The following is an 18,736-nucleotide window of genomic DNA, read 5'->3' as shown; positions in this document are numbered from 1 at the left end:
GGGTAACCCCACTTCCAGGAGGCGCAATGAGGCGCACCAGGTACAGACTCCGCTGGCCGATGGCGGCCGTCGCCGCTGCGGCGGCGGCCCTCGGCAGCATGACGGCCGCCACCCCCGCCGGCGCGGCCGACACGAGCGGCACGGCCCAGATCACCTCCGTACCGCTCCCGCCGCAGCTGGAGGCGATCCGGGCCGCCGAGGCCACGAAGATCTACGGCAGCCCCGAGGAGCGCCCGCTCGCACAGCGCAAGACGGGCCTGATCTCCCTCGGCGACAGCGAGATCTCCGGCGAGGGCGTCGGCAGCTACGAGTCGCCGACCAACGGCCCCAGCAACTGGTGCCACCGCTCGCCCGACGCCGCCATCCACCGCACCGGGATCCCCGCGGACCTCACGTTCAACGTGGCCTGCTCCGGCGCGTACACCGGCAACATCCGGATCGGCGGCTCGAAGCAGTACGCCGACGAGCTCGTCCAGAGCGACAACCTGGCCGTCAAGGCGCGCAACACCCACATCAAGATGGTGCTGCTCGTCGCCGGAGCCAACGACGACCTCCAGTTCGGCCCCGTCATGACCGACTGCGTCCAGCGCTACCTGCTCCTCCAGGGCGCCTGCGAGCCCGTGTACGCGCCCGGCTGGCAGGCCCGCGTCGACGGCCTCGTCCCCAAGGTCGAGCAGACCGTCCGCGACCTGCGGAGCGTGATGCGCGACGCCGGGTACGCCGACGGGGACTACAAGCTGGTCCTCATGGGCTACCCGAGCCCCATCGGACCGGACTTCAACGACAACCCGAACTTCCCCGGCAAGCTCGCCTGCGGCGGCCTGGGCTACGACTCCGACACCAAGTGGGGCCGCAACACCGCCGTCCCCGCCTTCGAGCGCGGCATGCGCAAGGCGGCGGCCGACACCGGGGCGGTCTACCTGGACAACTCGCGGCTCTTCCACGGCCACGAGGTCTGCATGGAGGACACCTGGGCCCGGGGCCTCTACATCGACCTCTCCAAGCCCGGCACCCCGGACGAGAACTCCGTGCGCCAGTCCTTCCACCCCAACTACCGGGGCCACGGCGCCTTCGCGTCCTGTCTGACCCAGATCTACGGGTCCGGCCTGCGCGAGGCGAGCTGCGCCGACGTCGACTCCAGCGGCACCCCGACGCTCTTCCCGCTCGCCTGGGACGACGCGTACAAGCCGCTGAAGAACGCCGCCACCGGCAACTGCCTGGACGTCAACGCCTCCGAGTCGGCCAACGGCACCGCCGTCCTCGGCTGGGACTGCCACGGCGGCCGCAACCAGAACTGGTGGTACGACTCCGCCCGCCGGACCCTGCACACCGGGCTCACCCAGGACCGCTGTCTGGACGTCCCCGGCGCGAACTACGCGGCCGGCGCCGCGCTCATCGTGTGGAACTGCCACGGCGGCGCCAACCAGCGCTTCGTCCGCGACGGCGACACCCTGCGCCCGGCCGCGGCGACCGGACTGTGCCTGACCCAGGGCGCGGCGAAGGAGGCGATCCGGCTGCAGCCCTGCACCGGCTCGGCCCACCAGCGCTTCGTCTGACCTGCGCGAACGTACGAAGGGGCCCGGCCACCGAGGGGGGTGGCCGGGCCCCCGCGTGCGCCCGGCCGGGCCCCGTGCGTGCGCCCGAACGGGCGAGGCCGAGGCACCCGTCGGAGAATGTGAAGCGTGCTCGGGGAGATCGGCCACCTCGCGGGAGGCAGCACATGACCGGCAGCTTCAGGAGGATGGGCGCGCTCGGCGCCTGCACGGCCGCCGTCCTCGCCCTCGGCACCGCCGCCCCGGCGTCTGCCGACAACGGCGACGGCTTCGAGTTCACCCTGTACGCCAAGGAGGTCCCCGGCCCCACGGCGAGCGAGAGCGCCCCCGCGCCGAAGCTCGGGGAGTCCTTCGCCTTCGCCGACGACCTCTACAAGACCAAGGACGCCGGCGGCGACAAGGTCGGCCGGGACGGCGGGATCTGCGCCGTGGTGCGCACCGGAGACCCGATGGACCTCCAGTGCGTGGGCACCGTCGTACTGAACGGCGGCCCCGGCGGGCAGCTGGCGCTCCAGACCCTCGCGGCCGTGGACCCCGATGACGAGGCGCCGCCGGCGCTCGACATCGCGATCACCGGCGGCACCGGCGACTTCGAGAACGCGCGCGGCTGGGTGCGTTCGACCCCGGACGGCGACTGGTCACGGATGGACTTCCACATCGCCACCCGCTAGCGGGTCAGGACAGCTTGCCGCCGTAGTCCGGCAGCTTGAAGGTGCGCTCGGCGTGGCCGCCGACGAGGTCGGTGGTGTTGTTGCCGATGTTCGCGATGATCGTGTAGCCCTTGGCCTCGATCTCCGCGCGCTTGGCCGTCTTGTACGCGCCGACCTCGGCGAACAGGTCGGGCAGGGACCGCACGTACAGCCCGTCGACCGGGTAGCCGGCCCGCTTCAGGTTCCAGTCGGTCAGCGACTGGATGATGCCGGGGCGGGCCGTCACGAAGAAGACGGCCACCCCGCGGTCGTGCGCGTCCCGGACCAGCGCGCGGACGTCGGCGATCGCGGGGGTCGGCAGTTCCCAGAACGGGTGGAAGTCCGTCTCCAGGGAGGAGTTGTCGATGTCGAGGACGATCGCCTGCTTCTCGCGGCCGGCGTCCTCGGCGCGCGCCTCGACGTAGGGGCGCGCCTCGGCCACCACGGCGGCCACGTCACGGCGCCAGGTCGTGTAGTCGACGTGCTGGATCGCGGCCGTCGACGTCACGTGGGTGTCCGGATCGGCCGCGGAGGCGGCGGACGCGGGGCCGACGACGAGGAGGGCGGTGGTCAGGGCGACGGCGGCGGTTGCCGTGGCCTTGGCTCTGGCGGAGGACATGGGGGCTCCCGAGGGGTCGACCGGCTCAATGGTTGACATGCTCGCGGCCAATACTGGCCAGTAAGTGACGCGGGGGATACCGGTCGGTAGCCACTTTCTGAGCGGAGATCGACACCGGAGCGCGCGGGAGTGCGCGGGAGTGCGCGGGAGCGCACGCGAACGCCCCCCGGTCCCGAAGGACCGAGGGGCGCCGGAGGAGCGGGAGCCGTACGGGTCAGCCGAGACCCGGGCCGCGCACCGGGATGTGCGTGAAGGTCGGCTCCGGAGCCGGGTTCTGGAAGAAGTCGTTGCCCTTGTCGTCCACCACGATGAACGCCGGGAAGTCCTCGACCTCGATCTTCCAGACCGCCTCCATGCCGAGCTCCTCGTACTCGACGACCTCGACCTTCTTGATGCAGTCCTGCGCGAGCCGCGCCGCCGGGCCGCCGATCGAGCCGAGGTAGAAGCCGCCGTGCGAGCCGCACGCGTCCGTGACCTGCTTGCTCCGGTTGCCCTTGGCCAGCATGACCTTCGAGCCGCCCGCCGCCTGGAACTGCTCCACGTACGAGTCCATCCGGCCGGCCGTCGTCGGGCCGAAGGAGCCGGAGGCGTAGCCCTCGGGGGTCTTCGCCGGGCCCGCGTAGTAGACCGGGTGGTCCTTCAGGTACTGCGGCATCTCCTCGCCCGCGTCCAGCCGCTCCTTGATCTTGGCGTGCGCGATGTCGCGCGCCACGACCAGCGGGCCGTTCAGCGAGAGGCGGGTCTTCACCGGGTACTTGGTCAGCTCGGCGAGGATCTCGTCCATCGGCTGGTTGAGGTCGATCGTCACGACCTCGCCCGACTCGGCCAGGTGCGCCTCCTCGGTCTCCGGCAGGAAGCGCGCCGGGTCGGTCTCCAGCTGCTCCAGGAAGACGCCCTCGGCGGTGATCTTCGCGACGGCCTGGCGGTCGGCCGAGCAGGAGACGGCGATCGCGACGGGCAGCGAGGCGCCGTGGCGGGGGAGCCGGACCACGCGCACGTCGTGGCAGAAGTACTTGCCGCCGAACTGCGCGCCGATGCCGATCTTCTGCGTCAGCTCGAAGACCTTCTCCTCCAGCTCCTTGTCCCGGAAGCCGTGACCGGTCTCGGCCGAGCCCTCGGTCGGCAGCTCGTCCAGGTAGTGCGCGGAGGCGTACTTGGCGGTCTTCAGCGCGAACTCGGCGCTCGTGCCGCCGACGACGATCGCCAGGTGGTACGGCGGGCAGGCCGCCGTGCCGAGCGAACGGATCTTCTCCTCCAGGAACTTCATCATGGAGGCCTCGTTCAGGACCGCCTTGGTCTCCTGGTAGAGGAAGGACTTGTTGGCCGAGCCGCCGCCCTTGGCCATGAAGAGGAACTTGTACGCGCCGCCGTCGGTCGCGTACAGCTCGATCTGCGCGGGCAGGTTCGAGCCGGTGTTCTTCTCCTCCCACATGGTCACCGGGGCCATCTGCGAGTAGCGCAGGTTGAGCTTGGTGTACGCGTCGTAGACGCCCTTGGACAGGGCCTCCTCGTCGCGGCCCGAGGTGAGGACGTTCTGGCCCCGCTTGCCCATGACGATCGCGGTGCCGGTGTCCTGGCACATGGGCAGGACGCCCGCCGCGGCGATGTTCGCGTTCTTCAGGAGGTCGAGGGCGACGAACTTGTCGTTGCTCGACGCCTCCGGGTCGTCGATGATCTTCCGCAGCTGGGCCAGGTGCGCCGGGCGCAGGAAGTGCTGGATGTCGTGGACGGCCTCCGCGGCCAGCTTGCGCAGCGCCTCCGGCTCGACCTTGAGGAACGTACGGCCGTCGGCCTCGAAGGTGGAGACGCCCTCGGCGGTCACCAGGCGGTAGGGCGTGGTGTCCTCTCCCAGGGGGAGCAGATCGGAGTACGCAAACTCAGGCATGACGGCGGCCATTCCTCACTCGGCAGACAGCTGCGCCGCCTCCGTTGGCGGCGCGCCCTCCAGCGTAAGACGCGGGCCCGGCCGGAATCCTGTGAGGTAAGGCTCACTAGCGCCCGCGACCACTCCGCGATGGCGCATTCCGCACCCCGTCCCCCGTCCACGGCGACCTCCCCTGGTCGCGATCTATCGCGTTTCGCTAGGCTGAGGTCGTGGACCTCGAAAAGCAGCCCCAGCAGCCGGTCGCTCCCGCCGAGCCCGCCCCCGCGCCCCGGCCCGCCTACGCGGATCCGGAAGGGTCGCTGCGGGCCTCGGACGCCGACCGGGACCGGATCGCGGACATCCTCAGGGACGCCCTGGCCGAGGGCCGGATCGACGCCGAGGAGCACTCGGACCGGATCGACTCCGTCTACCGCGCCAAGACCGTGGGCGAGCTGGAGCCGCTGGTGCGCGACCTGCCGGCCGCCCGGTCCGCCGCCGCGCCCGGACCCGCTCCGCTGTACGGGCCGGAGGACACCGAGGGCGCCGCGGACAACCTGGTCGCGGTCTTCTCCAGCACCACCCGCAAGGGCCGCTGGCGGGTCGGCCGCAAGACCAACGCCTTCTCGCTCTTCGGCAACATCGAGATCGACCTGACCGAGGCGATCTTCGCCCAGCGGCTCACCACCATCAACGCCACCTCGATCTTCGGCAACGTGGAGGTCCGCGTCCCGGAGAACATCAGCCTGCGCGGCAGCGGCACCGGCATCTTCGGCAACTTCGAGGTGGTGACCCTGGAGGGCGCCGACCCGCAGGCCCCCCTCGTGGTGGTCAACGGCTACGCGGTCTTCGGCAACGTCGAGGCCAAGCCCAAGCGCGGCAAGTGGATCACCGACCTCCAGGGCCGCGTCCAGGACAAGCTGCGCAAGCACCTCGGCGACTGACACCCGGGGCCGCCGTCACGACGGCCGGCGCCCTCGCGGCCTCCTTCCGGCGCTCCGCCGCTCCGGCCCGGCGGTGCTCCGGCCCACCGGCGCTCCCGTGCTCCCGGGGGTGACCGGAATTCGCCGTCCGGTGTCCGCGCTGCGGAACTCCGGGGCACGCAGTGCATAGGCGCGCGCACAGCGGGTAGGGCTCGTGCATCGTCGCTCGCTCGCGAAGCCGTCGTCAGGAGTAGACCGTGCTGCCCATGCCGCATCAGCCCCTCTCGGTCGCCGCCGTGCCGTCCCAGCGCGTCCCCGCTCGGGAGGACGAGGCCGGCCCCTGGCACACGGAGGCGGTGTGCCGCCGGGACGAGGCCGGGCTCTTCTTCGCCCCGTCGAAGGAGCCCACCGCCGCCCGGCTCTCCCGGGAGGAGGCCGCCAAGCGGGTCTGTGCCCGCTGTCCCGTGATGGTCGCCTGCCGCGAGCACGCGCTGCTCCAGCCCGAGCCGTACGGGGTGTGGGGCGGGCTCACCGCCGCCGAGCGCCGTGTCGTGCTCGCCCGGCGCCGCCGCCGCGAGGTCGAGCTCAGGAAGGCGGCGTCGGAAGGCATCGCCAAGGCCGGCTGACGGGTCCGTCGCCCGTACGGGAAGGGGCGCCCCCACCGCACATGGGGGCGCCCCTCTTCGTACCGTCGTCGCGTCGGCCGCCGCTCGGGGCGGGCCGTCCGGCCGCGTGCTACTTCGCGCGGTCGAAGTCGATCTTGCTGTACGCGCGCAGCTTCGAGAGCCGGTGCGTGGAGTCGATCTGGCGGATCGTGCCGGACTTCGAGCGCATGACGAGCGACTGCGTGGTCGCCGTCTCGGCGCGGTAGCGGACGCCGCGCAGGATCTCGCCGTCGGTGATGCCGGTGGCGACGAAGAAGACGTTCTCGCCCGAGACCAGGTCGTCGGTGGAGAGCACCCGGTCCAGGTCGTGGCCGGCGTCGAGGGCCTTCTGGCGCTCGGCCTCGTCCTTGGGCCACAGCTTGCCCTGGATGACGCCGCCGAGGCACTTTATGGCGCAGGCGGAGATGATGCCCTCGGGGGTGCCGCCGATGCCCATGAGCATGTCGACGCCGGTGCCCTCGCGGACGGCCATGATCGAACCGGCGACGTCGCCGTCCGAGATGAACTTGATCCGGGCGCCGGTCTCGCGGATCTCCTTGACGATGCCCTCGTGGCGCGGGCGGTCCAGGATGACGACCGTGATGTCCTCGGGGGAGGAGTTCTTGGCCTTGGCGACCCGGCGGATGTTGACCGAGACGGGGGCGTTGATGTCGACGAAGTCGGCGGCCTCGGGGCCGGTGACCAGCTTGTCCATGTAGAAGACCGCGGACGGGTCGAACATGGTGCCGCGGTCGGCGGCGGCCAGCACGGCGATCGCGTTCGGCATGCCCTTGGCGTTCAGGGTGGTGCCGTCGATCGGGTCGACCGCGATGTCGACCTCGGCGCCGGTGCCGTCGCCGACCCGCTCGCCGTTGAACAGCATCGGGGCTTCGTCCTTCTCGCCCTCGCCGATGACGACGACGCCGTTCATCGAGACGGTGGAGATCAGGGTCCGCATGGCGTTCACCGCGGCGCCGTCCGCGCCGATCTTGTCACCGCGGCCGACCCAGCGGCCGGCGGCCATGGCGGCCGCCTCGGTGACGCGGACCAGTTCGAGGGCCAGGTTGCGGTCGGGGGCCTCGGGAGAGACCTCCAGTTCGGGCGGGAGGTGGTGCTCGGTCATCGGAGCGCACCTTTCTGTACGGCGACGGCCGGATAAAAGAGGGTGCTGCGACTCTATCGTCAGGTCGACAAATTGAGCAGAGGGGCCCACGTATGAGCACAACACCATGATGCGACCATGGGGGGCGTGGCAGGTATGCGAGGCAGGCAGACGGTACGGGGGATGTTCCAGTCCCTCGGGGTGATCATGGTCGCCGCGGGCGTGATGTATCTCTTCATCCCGCACGACGACAAGGCGGAGCCGGTCCGGACGAAGGACTACCGGGTCGAGCTCCTGACGGCCCAGCGGGCGGCGCCGTACCCGGTGCTGGCCCCCGAGGGCCTCGGCGACGACTGGCGCGCGACGGTGGTCTCGTACAAGCGGGAGAACCACGACGCGTGGCAGCTCGGCTTCCTGGACCCGGACACCCAGTACGTGGCGGTCCACCAGTCGACCGAGGAGGCGCGCAAGTACGTGCCCGACGTCACCCAGCAGGCGAAGGACTCCGGCAGGACCCAGACGGTCGCCGGGAAGGTCTGGCAGCGCTGGGAGGGCCCGAAGTACGACGCCCTGGTGCGCACCGAGGGCGGCGCGACGACCGTGGTGACGGGCACCGCGTCGTTCGAGCGCCTCGCGCAGATGGCGGGCGCGCTGCAGTCGAAGAAGGCGTAGCGGCGGGACGCACGGCATGCGAAGAACCCCCGGGCACTGGGTGCCCGGGGGTTCTTCGCGTCGTCCGAAGGGATCGGACGGGCTGATCAAGCGCACTGATCAAGAAGCGGACTGATCAAGCCGTCTGGTCGGACCCGTGGGTCAGACGGTGGTGATGACGTCCTCGTAGGCGAGGCGCGGCTGGCGCGGGAACGGGGAGGCGTCCTCGCCCGGCTTGCCGATGTTGATGACCATCAGCGGGCTGTGGTCGGCGTCGAGGAACTCCTTCTGGACGCCCTCGAAGTCCAGACCGGTCATCGGGCCCGCGGCCAGGCCGGCGGCACGGATGCCGACGATGAAGTAGGCGGCCTGCAGGGCGCCGTTCAGCAGCGCGGACTGCTCGCGGACCGGACGCTCGGAGAAGAAGAGGTCCTTGGCCTGCGGGAAGTGCGGCATCAGGGCCGGGAGCTCCTCGTGGAACTCGTTGTCGGCGGAGAGGATCGCGACCAGCGGGGCGGCGGCGGTCTTCGGCTGGTTGCCCTCGGCCATGTGCTTCACCAGGCGCTCGCGGGCCTCGGGGGAGCGGACCAGGGTGATGCGCAGCGGCGTCTGGTTGAAGGCGGTCGGGCCGTACTTGACCAGGTCGTAGATCGCCTGGACCTGCTCCTCGGTCACCGGCTCGTCGGTGAACGTGTTGGCGGTGCGGGCCTCACGGAAGAGGAGGTCCTGGGCGGTGGGGTCAAGGGCGAGAGACATGCTGCGTACCTTCCGGGGTGTACGGGGCTATGGCTCGACAGTACGCCCAAGGTAGGTGAAACTTCAACAATCCTATCCGGATAGTGATCCGCTTCACAGCCGAGTGTACGCGACGTCCCTTCGGTGTCCGGACGTCTACTCGGCCCCGGAGTCGGCGCCCTCCGCCGGGGAGTCCTCCGACCGCTCGGCCGCGAGCGAGGCGTCCAGACGGGCGCGAGCCCCCTCCAGCCAATGCCGGCACACCTTCGCCAGCTCCTCGCCGCGCTCCCAGAGCGCCAGGGACTCCTCGAGCGTCGTGCCGCCCGCCTCCAGCCGCCGGACGACCTCGATGAGCTCGTCGCGCGCCTGTTCGTAGCCGAGTGCAGTCTCTTCCGCGCCGGTCCGTGCCGCCATGCCATCCACCCTTGTCTGTCAGTTCCTTGACGTTCTTCTGTACTTCCCGACGTTCCCGTGACGTCCCGCGGCCGGTCGAGGGTTCCGCGAGGAGCCAGGGGCCCCGCGGAGTTCGCCGGCAACCACCCGGCCGCGGGACGTCACGGCAACCGCCCGGCGCCCCCGGGCGCCCTCGCTCAGGAGCCGGTCCTGCGCACCGTGAACTCGCCCGCGGCCACCCGGGCCCGCAGCTCCTCATCCACCGCGACCTCGGCGGGATCCCGGACCACCGCGCCGTCCGCCCGCTGGAGCACCGCGTACCCCCGCTCCATCGTCGCCGCCGGCGACAGCGCCCGGACCCGCGCGCGGGTGTGCGACAGCTCCGACTCGGCCCGGTCCAGGAGGTGCCCGAACGTCCGCCGGCCCCGCGCGAGCAGCGCCCCGACCTCGTCCTCCCGGACCTCCACCATCCGCTGCGGGTGCTCCATCACCGGCCGGGCCAGCGCGTGCGCGAGCCCCCGCTCCTCCCGGTCGAGCAGCCCCCGCACCGTCCGCAGCGCCCGGTCCCGCAGGCCCTGCACCCGGTCCAGCTCCTCGCCCACGTCCGGCACCACCTTCTTCGCGGCGTCCGTCGGCGTCGACGCCCGCAGATCCGCGACCAGGTCGAGCAGCGGCGAGTCCGGCTCGTGCCCGATCGCCGACACCACCGGCGTACGGCACTCCGCCACCGCCCTGACCAGCTGCTCGTCCGAGAACGGCAGCAGGTCCTCGACGCTGCCGCCGCCCCGCGCCACGATGATCACGTCCACGCCCTCGTGCGCGTCCAGCTCCCGCACGGCCTGCACCACCTGGGGGACGGCCTTCACCCCCTGCACCGCCACGTTCCGCACCTCGAACCGGACCGCGGGCCAGCGGCGCCGCGCGTTCTCCAGCACGTCCCGCTCCGCCGCCGAGGCCCGCCCGCAGACCAGACCGACCAGCTGCGGCAGGAACGGCAGCGGCTTCTTGCGGTCCAGCGCGAACAGCCCCTCCGCGCCCAGGCTCCGCTTCAGCTGCTCCAGCCGGGCCAGCAGCTCGCCGATCCCGACCGGCTTGATCTCCGCCGCCCGCAGCGACAGCTGCCCTCGCGGCGCGTACCACTCCGGCTTCGCGTGCACCACGACCCGGGCGCCCTCGGAGACGACGTCGGCGACGGCGTCGAAGACCTGGCGATAACAGGTCACGTTGATCGAGATGTCGTACGAGGGATCCCGCAGCGTCAGGAACACGACCCCGGCCCCCGGCCGCCGCGACAACTGCGTGATCTGCCCCTCGACCCAGATCGCCCCCAGCCGGTCGATCCACCCCCCGATGAGCCGGGAGACCTCCCCGACGGGCAGCGGCGCTTCGGCGGACGTGTTCAGACCCATGCGCCGAGCGTAACGGGAGGGTCGGACAGGGGGAGGCCCAAGCGGGGCCGCGGCGCGGACGCCGGAGCTCCGCGCCGGGTCGCGCCGGCGCGCGGTGCCGCTGGATGCCCACACCGTCGTCGTCCACCCCGGCGTCGGATGTCCGCGCCGCCATCGGCCGTCCGCGCCGCCCGTCGGTCCCCGCCGTACCCCTCGTCCGCGCCGTCCGTGGCTCCCGCCGGGAGCTCGGGCGGCGCGTACGTCGTCAGGACCGGGGTGCCCGCGCCGACGCCCATCCCGCGCCGACGCTTCCCGCGCCGGTGCGTACCGCGCGGCCGCCCGTACGCCCGTACGCCCCTACGCCCCTACGCCCCTACACCCCGCCCCCTCAGGCGCTCCGCCGCGTCCCCTGCACCGCCAGCACCACCAGGCCGACGCCCAGCCAGATGACGCCCACCACCTGCGCCGCCGGCGAGGCCTCCACGATGACCGCGATCAGGATCGCGGCGCCGAGCGCCGGGGCCACCACGTGCAGGAACCAGTGCGGCGGCCCCTCCATCCGCCGCACCGCGAACCAGCCGACCACGCTCGCGTGCAGCAGCACGAAGGCCGTCAGGGCGCCGACGTCCACGACCGACACCAGGTGGTCGAGCCCGTCGTCCCGCCGGGCCGCCCACACCGCGGCGATCATCGTCACCGTCGCCGACACCAGCAGTGCCACCCGCGGCACCCCCGAGTCGGTCCGGGCGAGCACGTGCGGCAGCCGCCGGTCGCGGCCCATCGCGAACAGCAGCCGCCCGCCCGCCGCCTGCCCCGCCAGCGCCGCGAAGGCCGCGCCGATCGCCTTCGACACCGCGACCAGATCGTGCAGCCAGCCGCCGACCGAGGCCTCCACCGCGTCGTAGAACGCCGAGCCCTGCGCCCCCGGATCCGCCGCGAGCTCCGCGGAGGAGAGCGGTTCGAGCAGCGCGATCAGCCAGGTCTGCGCCACGAACAGCAACCCCGCGAGCGCCAGACAGAACAGCACCGCCCGCGCCACCTTCGCCGACCCCCCGGTCACCTCCTCCGCGAAGGACGCGATCGCGTCGAAGCCGAGGTACGACAGGACGGCCACCGACACCGCCCCCACCACCGCCGCCGCCGAGAACCCGGCGTCACCGGTGAGCGGCGACCACCAGTCGCGCTGCGCCCCGTCCCGTACGAGCACGACCACCGCCGACACGACGAAGACCAGCAGCACCACGATCTCCATGGCGAGGACCGCGAAGCCCACCCGGGCCGCCGCCCGCACCCCCCAGAGGTTCAGCAGCGTCGTGACGACCACCGCGATCATCGTCCACACCCAGCGGTCCACCTCCGGGACCAGCGCCTCCATCGCGATCCCCGCGAAGAGGTACGCCACGGCCGGGATCAGCAGGTAGTCCAGCATCGCCATCCACCCGGCGATGAAGCCCGGCCCCTCCCCGAGCCCCTTGCGGGCGTACGTGAAGACGGACCCCGCCTGCGGCGCGACCCGCACCATCTGGGCGTAGCTCAGCGCCGTGAAGGCCATGGCCACCGTCGCCACCAGGTACACCAGTGCGACCGCGCCGTGCGACTTCGCGTCGAGCGTGCCGAAGACGCCGACCGGGGCCATCGGGGCGATGAACAGCAGCCCGTACACCACAAGATCGCGAAACCCGAGGTTGCGACGGAGCCCCGTGTGCTCCGCGACCTGCGCCTCCACCTCCGCCTGCCCCCGCGCGTCCTCAGCCATGGCGCCAGTCTCGGCCACGGCACCGCTCCAAACGCTGACCGACGCGGCCTTACGATGGGACGCATGACTGCAACGCCCGCGTCGACGCCCGCGACGAACCGCCCGAAGCGTGTCCTGCTCGCCGCTCCCCGCGGCTACTGCGCGGGTGTGGACCGTGCCGTGATCGCCGTGGAGAAGGCCCTGGAGCAGTACGGGGCCCCGATCTACGTCCGCCACGAGATCGTCCACAACAAGTACGTCGTGCAGACCCTGGAGCGGAAGGGCGCGATCTTCGTCGACCAGGCGACCGAGGTGCCGCCGGGCAACATCGTGATGTTCTCCGCGCACGGCGTCGCCCCGACCGTCCACGAGGAGGCCCGCCAGGGCCGGCTCGCCACCATCGACGCCACCTGCCCGCTGGTGACGAAGGTGCACAAGGAGGCCGTCCGCTTCGCCAAGGAGGACTTCGACATCCTCCTCATCGGCCACGAGGGCCACGAGGAGGTCATCGGCACCTCCGGCGAGGCCCCCGACCACATCCAGCTCGTCGACGGCCCCGCCGACGTCGCCAAGGTCGAGGTCCGCGACCCGTCCCGGGTCGTCTGGCTCTCCCAGACCACGCTCTCGGTCGACGAGACCATGGAGACCGTGGACGCGCTGAAGGAGAAGTTCCCGCAGCTGATCTCCCCGCCCTCCGACGACATCTGCTACGCCACGCAGAACCGTCAGATCGCGATCAAGGAGCTCGCCGGGCAGGCCGAGCTGGTCATCGTCGTCGGCTCGAAGAACTCCTCGAACTCGATCCGCATGGTCGAGGTCGCCAAGCAGGCCGGCGTCCCCGCCGCGTACCTCGTCGACTTCGCCAGCGAGATCGACGAGGCCTGGCTGGAGGGCGTCACGAGCGTCGGCCTCTCCTCCGGCGCCTCCGTCCCGGACGTGCTGGTCCAGGAGGTCCTGGAGTGGCTGTCCGAGCGCGGCTACGCCGACGTGGAGATCGTCAAGACCGCCGACGAGTCGCTGACCTTCTCCCTCCCCAAGGAACTGCGCAACAAGGACCTGCGCGCCGAGGCGGCGGCCCTGCTCGAAAACGAGTGACGCAGGGCTCCGGCCCGTAACGTTGGGTCCATGAACGTCTTCGGAGTGGACATCGGCGGCTCGGGCATCAAGGGAGCCCCCGTCGACCTGGACCGCGGCGACCTCGCCGAGCCGCGCCACAAGGTACTGACCCCGCAGCCCGCCACACCCGACGGTGTGGCGGGCTGCGTCGCGGAGGTCGTGGCGAACTTCGGCTGGCAGGGACCGGTCGGCGTCACCTTCCCCGGCGTGGTGACCGGCTCCACGATCCGCACGGCGGCGAACGTCGACAAGTCGTGGATCGGCGTCGACGCGGGCAGGCTCCTCGGGGACCGCCTCGGCGGCCTGCCGGTCACCGTCCTGAACGACGCGGACGCGGCCGGCCTCGCGGAGATGTCCTTCGGCGCCGGCCGGGGCCGCAAGGGCACCGTCATCCTGCTCACCCTCGGCACCGGCATCGGCTCCGCCGTCTTCGTCGACGGCCGCCTCGTCCCCAACACGGAGCTGGGCCACCTGGAGCTCAAGGGCCACGACGCCGAGAAGCGCGCCTCGTCCAAGGCCCGCGAGGACGAGGACCTCAGCTGGGAGCACTGGGCCACGCGCCGGGTGCAGAAGTACCTGGCGCACGTGGAGATGCTCTTCTCGCCCGAGCTCTTCATCATCGGCGGCGGTGTCAGCCGCAAGGCCGACAAGTTCCTGCCCCTGATCGAGGGCATCAAGGCGGAGATCGTCCCGGCGGAGCTGCAGAACAACGCGGGGATCGTGGGGGCGGGGATGGCGGCGGCCTCGCCGGCCTGACGGCCTGGGACCGTCCGGCCCGACGGCCCGCGACCGGTTCTGTCCGGTGGGGCGGCGGGGGCCGGGGTGTCCGGACTGCGACCTTCACTTCACTTCGCTTCGCTCGTCACGGGCGCCGCCACGTCCGGACACCGGCCCCCGCTCCGCCCCCGGCCCCCCTCGCGCCGTCGTCCGGCTAACCGCGCTCGGGGGCGGGGCGCCGGACCGGGCGTACGGAGGGGGCGGCGGCCCGCTGCCGGCGGCCCATGTCCCGCACCTTGCGCACGCTGGCGATCAGGCCGGCGACCAGCGTGCCGCCGTACAGCCACCCGGCGTGCACGGCGAGCGCCGTGACCAGGGCCATCGCCTGCCCTCCGACCCCACCGGTGCCGCCCGAGATGGGGACGACGCCGACGGCGAAGGCGATCGGAACGCTGATCGGGGCGGTGACGAGGTCGGCGGTACGGACCCAGAGCGCGGTCAGGGCGCTGACCGGCAGGAACAGCAGCCCGAAGACGACCGGGGAGCTGTCGAACAGCAGCCAGTCGAGGAAGCCGAGCACCAGCATCGCGGCGGAGGCGAAGAGGCCCGCGCCCAGCCCGGTGAGCCGCGGGTTCGGCAGCCTGCGCAACGCCACCACGACCGGGGGCGCCGGCCGCTCCACCCGGGGCTTGCCCGGGCGCGGGCGGGCGGCGACGCGATAGACCGCGGCGCCCTCGACCATCGCACCGGGCGGCGTCAGAGGGGTCTGCGGCCGGCGCCCGGAGGGGCGCCGCGACTGCGGCTTGCGTGTCCTGTGCTGCTCCACCCCACCAACGTAGGTCGGAAGGGGCCGGGAACCACGTGCGGGACACGCCCTTTGGGTGACCTTGGCGCGAAGAGTGCCGTCCCGGCCCGGTTCGGTGCCCCCGTAAACTGGGGGATCGCCCCACCTCCACTCCTCTAGGGAAGTCGCCACCGTGTCGCTCACGATCGGAATCGTCGGCCTGCCGAACGTCGGCAAGTCGACCCTGTTCAACGCCCTGACCAAGAACGACGTGCTGGCGGCCAACTACCCGTTCGCCACGATCGAGCCCAACGTGGGCGTCGTCGGCGTCCCGGACGCCCGCCTGACCAAGCTGGCCGAGATCTTCGGCTCGCAGCGCATCCTCCCGGCCACCGTCGACTTCGTCGACATCGCCGGCATCGTGCGCGGCGCGAGCGAGGGCGAGGGCCTGGGCAACAAGTTCCTGGCGAACATCCGGGAGTCGGACGCGATCTGCCAGGTCATCCGCGCCTTCAAGGACGAGAACGTCGTCCACGTCGACGGCAAGGTCTCGCCGAAGGACGACATCGAGACGATCAACACCGAGCTGATCCTCGCCGACCTCCAGACCATCGAGAAGGTCCTGCCGCGCCTCCAGAAGGAGATGCGGATCAAGAAGGACACGGCGCCCAAGGTCGCCGCGGTCGAGGCCGCCCAGGCGATCCTGGAGAAGGGCGACACCCTGTTCTCCCAGGGCATCGTCCAGGGCTCGGAGAAGGCGGAGCTCCTCCACGACCTCCACCTCCTGACGACCAAGCCCTTCCTCTACGTCTTCAACGTCGACGAGGACGAGCTGACCGACGACGCCTTCAAGGCGGAGCAGAGCGCCCTGGTCGCCCCGGCCGAGGCGATCTTCCTCAACGCCAAGCTGGAGCAGGACCTCTCCGAGCTCGACGAGGAGGACGCCATGGAGCTCCTTCAGTCCGTCGGCGCCGAGGAGCCCGGTCTGGCCACCCTCGCCCGCGTCGGCTTCGACACCCTCGGCCTGCAGACCTACCTGACGGCGGGCCCGAAGGAGTCCCGCGCCTGGACCATCAAGAAGGGCGCGACGGCCCCCGAGGCGGCCGGTGTGATCCACACCGACTTCCAGAAGGGCTTCATCAAGGCCGAGGTCATCTCCTTCCAGGACCTGGTCGACACGGGCTCGGTCGCCGAGGCCCGCTCGGCCGGCAAGGCCCGCATGGAGGGCAAGGAGTACGTCATGCAGGACGGCGACGTGGTGGAGTTCCGCTTCAACGTGTGACCCGCACGGCCGCTCCGCGGTACTGCGACAGGGGTCGGCTCCCAGGGAGCCGACCCCTTCGTCGTCACCCTGCGTACCCGGGGGCGGCGGCCCCGAGGCCTCAAGTTGACACGGGTTTCCCCGATGCGTAATGTCCTCCGAGCTGTCCGACGTGAGCACCGATTCCGATCGGCCCCGGGCGGCCATCCCGCAAGATCCACAGAAGCTGACGGTTCTTTGTCGTACCGTTCGGTCTTCTCGTGCGTTTTTGCGGAATGAGGAATCCGCGTCCGAAGGATTCGAGTGCGAGTCGCTCGATTGGCTTCGGGGGCAGGGAATCCGCTAAAGTCTCACTCGTCGGAACGGCCCAACAGCCGCGAAGGCAACTCCCACTGACTGGGAATCAGGACCGAAAGGAACTGATAGAGTCGGAAGCGCCGGAAGGCCCCGAGAAACAAGTTCGGGACCGGAAAGCACCGAGGAAATCGGATCGGAAAGATCTGATAGAGTCGGAAACGCAAGAACGAAGGAAGCGCCCGGAGGAAAGCCCGAGAGGGTAAGTACAAAGGAAGCGTCCGCACCTTGAGAACTCAACAGCGTGCCAAAAATCAACGCCAGATTAGTTGATACCCCGTCCATCTTCGGATGGTCGAGGTTCCTTTGAAAAAGTCCACCCTCCGGGGTGGCACACAGCGAGGACGCTGTGGACAGCAGGCCATATTCCGGCTTGTCTGTCCCGCTCAACGCGAGTGTAGAGCCGGATTACCGGCAAACATTCACGGAGAGTTTGATCCTGGCTCAGGACGAACGCTGGCGGCGTGCTTAACACATGCAAGTCGAACGATGAAGCCCTTCGGGGTGGATTAGTGGCGAACGGGTGAGTAACACGTGGGCAATCTGCCCTTCACTCTGGGACAAGCCCTGGAAACGGGGTCTAATACCGGATACGACCTGCCGAGGCATCTCGGCGGGTGGAAAGCTCCGGCGGTGAAGGATGAGCCCGCGGCCTATCAGCTTGTTGGTGAGGTAACGGCTCACCAAGGCGACGACGGGTAGCCGGCCTGAGAGGGCGACCGGCCACACTGGGACTGAGACACGGCCCAGACTCCTACGGGAGGCAGCAGTGGGGAATATTGCACAATGGGCGAAAGCCTGATGCAGCGACGCCGCGTGAGGGATGACGGCCTTCGGGTTGTAAACCTCTTTCAGCAGGGAAGAAGCGAAAGTGACGGTACCTGCAGAAGAAGCGCCGGCTAACTACGTGCCAGCAGCCGCGGTAATACGTAGGGCGCAAGCGTTGTCCGGAATTATTGGGCGTAAAGAGCTCGTAGGCGGCTTGTCACGTCGGGTGTGAAAGCCCGGGGCTTAACCCCGGGTCTGCATCCGATACGGGCAGGCTAGAGTGTGGTAGGGGAGATCGGAATTCCTGGTGTAGCGGTGAAATGCGCAGATATCAGGAGGAACACCGGTGGCGAAGGCGGATCTCTGGGCCATTACTGACGCTGAGGAGCGAAAGCGTGGGGAGCGAACAGGATTAGATACCCTGGTAGTCCACGCCGTAAACGTTGGGAACTAGGTGTTGGCGACATTCCACGTCGTCGGTGCCGCAGCTAACGCATTAAGTTCCCCGCCTGGGGAGTACGGCCGCAAGGCTAAAACTCAAAGGAATTGACGGGGGCCCGCACAAGCAGCGGAGCATGTGGCTTAATTCGACGCAACGCGAAGAACCTTACCAAGGCTTGACATATACCGGAAAGCATTAGAGATAGTGCCCCCCTTGTGGTCGGTATACAGGTGGTGCATGGCTGTCGTCAGCTCGTGTCGTGAGATGTTGGGTTAAGTCCCGCAACGAGCGCAACCCTTGTCCTGTGTTGCCAGCATGCCCTTCGGGGTGATGGGGACTCACAGGAGACCGCCGGGGTCAACTCGGAGGAAGGTGGGGACGACGTCAAGTCATCATGCCCCTTATGTCTTGGGCTGCACACGTGCTACAATGGCCGGTACAAAGAGCTGCGATGCCGCGAGGCGGAGCGAATCTCAAAAAGCCGGTCTCAGTTCGGATTGGGGTCTGCAACTCGACCCCATGAAGTCGGAGTTGCTAGTAATCGCAGATCAGCATTGCTGCGGTGAATACGTTCCCGGGCCTTGTACACACCGCCCGTCACGTCACGAAAGTCGGTAACACCCGAAGCCGGTGGCCCAACCCCTTGTGGGAGGGAGCTGTCGAAGGTGGGACTGGCGATTGGGACGAAGTCGTAACAAGGTAGCCGTACCGGAAGGTGCGGCTGGATCACCTCCTTTCTAAGGAGCACAGTACCGATTGCAGGCAAACGTTCTGCACGGTCAGCTCATGGGTGGAACGTTGATTAGTTGGCGTGAGTGACCTGAAGGTCTCCTAGTACTGCTTCGGCGTGGAACGGGGAACACGGATGGTGCTCACGCTTGGCACGTTGTTGGGTATCTGAGGGTACGGCCGAAAGGTCTGCCTTCGCGATGCCGGCCCCAGTGAACTTGATCCGTATGGGTCAGGGTGATGGGTGGCTGGTCGTTGCTTGAGAACTACAC

The 18,736-nt window shown here is 70.0% G+C and carries 16 protein-coding genes and 1 rRNA gene; 9 read left to right on the top strand and 8 right to left on the bottom strand.

The window, feature by feature from the left end; translation table 11 throughout:
• The first annotated feature begins 26 nt into the window (after nucleotides 1-26).
• Both ABD981_RS14865 and ABD981_RS14860 read left to right on the top strand, forming a co-directional pair.
• On the top strand, nucleotides 27-1,556 hold the full coding sequence (locus tag ABD981_RS14865; RefSeq protein ID WP_046909798.1) for a ricin-type beta-trefoil lectin domain protein: 1,530 nt from the start codon (nucleotides 27-29) through the stop codon (nucleotides 1,554-1,556).
• Between the two features lie 164 nt (nucleotides 1,557-1,720).
• The gene (locus tag ABD981_RS14860; protein ID WP_046909797.1) at nucleotides 1,721-2,224 is read left to right on the top strand and encodes a dirigent protein; all 504 of its coding nucleotides are present in this window, start codon (nucleotides 1,721-1,723) and stop codon (nucleotides 2,222-2,224) included.
• A gap of 4 nt (nucleotides 2,225-2,228) precedes the next feature.
• Here the strand turns inward: ABD981_RS14860 and ABD981_RS14855 are convergent, their stop codons facing one another.
• Entirely contained in the window at nucleotides 2,229-2,861 is a 633-nt protein-coding gene (locus ABD981_RS14855; RefSeq protein WP_046909796.1) for an HAD family acid phosphatase, read from the bottom strand.
• A gap of 214 nt (nucleotides 2,862-3,075) precedes the next feature.
• The gene (locus tag ABD981_RS14850) at nucleotides 3,076-4,746 is read right to left on the bottom strand and encodes a fumarate hydratase (RefSeq protein WP_046909860.1); all 1,671 of its coding nucleotides are present in this window, start codon (nucleotides 4,744-4,746) and stop codon (nucleotides 3,076-3,078) included.
• A gap of 209 nt (nucleotides 4,747-4,955) precedes the next feature.
• Between ABD981_RS14850 and ABD981_RS14845 the strand changes: the two genes are divergently transcribed.
• Both ABD981_RS14845 and ABD981_RS14840 read left to right on the top strand, forming a co-directional pair.
• Nucleotides 4,956-5,666 (top strand): DUF1707 SHOCT-like domain-containing protein, encoded by a 711-nt coding sequence (locus tag ABD981_RS14845; RefSeq protein ID WP_046909795.1) that lies wholly within the window; start codon nucleotides 4,956-4,958, stop codon nucleotides 5,664-5,666.
• A gap of 236 nt (nucleotides 5,667-5,902) precedes the next feature.
• Nucleotides 5,903-6,271, top strand: a complete 369-nt coding sequence (locus tag ABD981_RS14840; protein WP_046909794.1) for a WhiB family transcriptional regulator — start codon at nucleotides 5,903-5,905, stop codon at nucleotides 6,269-6,271.
• Nucleotides 6,272-6,380: 109 nt separating this feature from the next.
• On the opposite strand, the gene glpX is transcribed toward ABD981_RS14840, so the two are convergent.
• Entirely contained in the window at nucleotides 6,381-7,412 is a 1,032-nt protein-coding gene (glpX, locus tag ABD981_RS14835) for a class II fructose-bisphosphatase (RefSeq protein WP_046909793.1), read from the bottom strand.
• Between the two features lie 117 nt (nucleotides 7,413-7,529).
• On the opposite strand from glpX, the gene ABD981_RS14830 reads away from it, so the two are divergent.
• Nucleotides 7,530-8,063, top strand: coding sequence for a DUF4245 domain-containing protein (locus tag ABD981_RS14830; protein ID WP_205628244.1), 534 nt, complete (start codon nucleotides 7,530-7,532; stop codon nucleotides 8,061-8,063).
• Between the two features lie 141 nt (nucleotides 8,064-8,204).
• Here ABD981_RS14830 and ABD981_RS14825 read toward each other — a convergent pair whose 3' ends face one another.
• The 4 genes from ABD981_RS14825 to ABD981_RS14810 all read right to left on the bottom strand — a co-directional run bounded on the left by ABD981_RS14825 (nucleotide 8,205) and on the right by ABD981_RS14810 (nucleotide 12,314).
• The gene (locus ABD981_RS14825) at nucleotides 8,205-8,798 is read right to left on the bottom strand and encodes a malonic semialdehyde reductase (RefSeq protein WP_046909792.1); all 594 of its coding nucleotides are present in this window, start codon (nucleotides 8,796-8,798) and stop codon (nucleotides 8,205-8,207) included.
• A gap of 135 nt (nucleotides 8,799-8,933) precedes the next feature.
• Nucleotides 8,934-9,191 carry an exodeoxyribonuclease VII small subunit gene (locus tag ABD981_RS14820; protein WP_046909791.1) on the bottom strand — a complete coding sequence of 86 codons (258 nt, stop codon included), beginning with the start codon at nucleotides 9,189-9,191 and terminating at the stop codon, nucleotides 8,934-8,936.
• A gap of 176 nt (nucleotides 9,192-9,367) precedes the next feature.
• Nucleotides 9,368-10,579 carry an exodeoxyribonuclease VII large subunit gene (xseA, locus tag ABD981_RS14815; RefSeq protein ID WP_046909790.1) on the bottom strand — a complete coding sequence of 404 codons (1,212 nt, stop codon included), beginning with the start codon at nucleotides 10,577-10,579 and terminating at the stop codon, nucleotides 9,368-9,370.
• 367 nt (nucleotides 10,580-10,946) lie between these two features.
• Nucleotides 10,947-12,314 (bottom strand): APC family permease, encoded by a 1,368-nt coding sequence (locus ABD981_RS14810; RefSeq protein WP_046909789.1) that lies wholly within the window; start codon nucleotides 12,312-12,314, stop codon nucleotides 10,947-10,949.
• A 54-nt stretch (nucleotides 12,315-12,368) separates the two neighbouring features.
• Between ABD981_RS14810 and ABD981_RS14805 the strand changes: the two genes are divergently transcribed.
• Both ABD981_RS14805 and ppgK read left to right on the top strand, forming a co-directional pair.
• Nucleotides 12,369-13,388, top strand: coding sequence for a 4-hydroxy-3-methylbut-2-enyl diphosphate reductase (locus tag ABD981_RS14805; protein ID WP_123954818.1), 1,020 nt, complete (start codon nucleotides 12,369-12,371; stop codon nucleotides 13,386-13,388).
• A 30-nt stretch (nucleotides 13,389-13,418) separates the two neighbouring features.
• A complete protein-coding gene (ppgK, locus tag ABD981_RS14800) occupies nucleotides 13,419-14,165 on the top strand; it encodes a polyphosphate--glucose phosphotransferase (protein WP_046909787.1) in 747 nt (248 codons plus the stop codon).
• A 175-nt stretch (nucleotides 14,166-14,340) separates the two neighbouring features.
• On the opposite strand, the gene ABD981_RS14795 is transcribed toward ppgK, so the two are convergent.
• Nucleotides 14,341-14,952, bottom strand: a complete 612-nt coding sequence (locus tag ABD981_RS14795) for a DUF6542 domain-containing protein (protein WP_046909786.1) — start codon at nucleotides 14,950-14,952, stop codon at nucleotides 14,341-14,343.
• Between the two features lie 151 nt (nucleotides 14,953-15,103).
• Here ABD981_RS14795 and ychF point away from each other — a divergent pair, with 151 nt between their 5' ends.
• Nucleotides 15,104-16,192, top strand: a complete 1,089-nt coding sequence (ychF, locus tag ABD981_RS14790; RefSeq protein ID WP_046909785.1) for a redox-regulated ATPase YchF — start codon at nucleotides 15,104-15,106, stop codon at nucleotides 16,190-16,192.
• Nucleotides 16,193-16,946: 754 nt separating this feature from the next.
• Nucleotides 16,947-18,472, top strand: a 16S ribosomal RNA gene (locus tag ABD981_RS14785).
• Nucleotides 18,473-18,736 lie beyond the last annotated feature (264 nt).

The sequence above is a fragment of the Streptomyces showdoensis genome, from assembly GCF_039535475.1.
GTDB classification, from domain to species: Bacteria; Actinomycetota; Actinomycetes; order Streptomycetales; family Streptomycetaceae; genus Streptomyces; species Streptomyces showdoensis.
Note: the sequence above shows the minus strand (reverse complement) of the source record. Positions and strands in the feature narration are given on the sequence as shown.

Bases quoted from the DNA above. Each gene is read 5' to 3' on its own strand.
- glpX (WP_046909793.1), bottom strand. From the start codon at position 7,412: ATGACCGAGCACCACCTCCCGCCCGAACTGGAGGTCTCTCCCGAGGCC.
- ABD981_RS14860 (WP_046909797.1), top strand. From the start codon at position 1,721: ATGACCGGCAGCTTCAGGAGGATGGGCGCGCTCGGCGCCTGCACGGCC.
- ppgK (WP_046909787.1), top strand. From the start codon at position 13,419: ATGAACGTCTTCGGAGTGGACATCGGCGGCTCGGGCATCAAGGGAGCC.
- ABD981_RS14805 (WP_123954818.1), top strand. From the start codon at position 12,369: ATGGGACGCATGACTGCAACGCCCGCGTCGACGCCCGCGACGAACCGC.
- ABD981_RS14855 (WP_046909796.1), bottom strand. From the start codon at position 2,861: ATGTCCTCCGCCAGAGCCAAGGCCACGGCAACCGCCGCCGTCGCCCTG.
- ABD981_RS14830 (WP_205628244.1), top strand. From the start codon at position 7,530: ATGGGGGGCGTGGCAGGTATGCGAGGCAGGCAGACGGTACGGGGGATG.
- ABD981_RS14810 (WP_046909789.1), bottom strand. From the start codon at position 12,314: ATGGCTGAGGACGCGCGGGGGCAGGCGGAGGTGGAGGCGCAGGTCGCG.
- ABD981_RS14850 (WP_046909860.1), bottom strand. From the start codon at position 4,746: ATGCCTGAGTTTGCGTACTCCGATCTGCTCCCCCTGGGAGAGGACACC.
- xseA (WP_046909790.1), bottom strand. From the start codon at position 10,579: ATGGGTCTGAACACGTCCGCCGAAGCGCCGCTGCCCGTCGGGGAGGTC.
- ABD981_RS14865 (WP_046909798.1), top strand. From the start codon at position 27: ATGAGGCGCACCAGGTACAGACTCCGCTGGCCGATGGCGGCCGTCGCC.
- ABD981_RS14820 (WP_046909791.1), bottom strand. From the start codon at position 9,191: ATGGCGGCACGGACCGGCGCGGAAGAGACTGCACTCGGCTACGAACAG.
- ABD981_RS14825 (WP_046909792.1), bottom strand. From the start codon at position 8,798: ATGTCTCTCGCCCTTGACCCCACCGCCCAGGACCTCCTCTTCCGTGAG.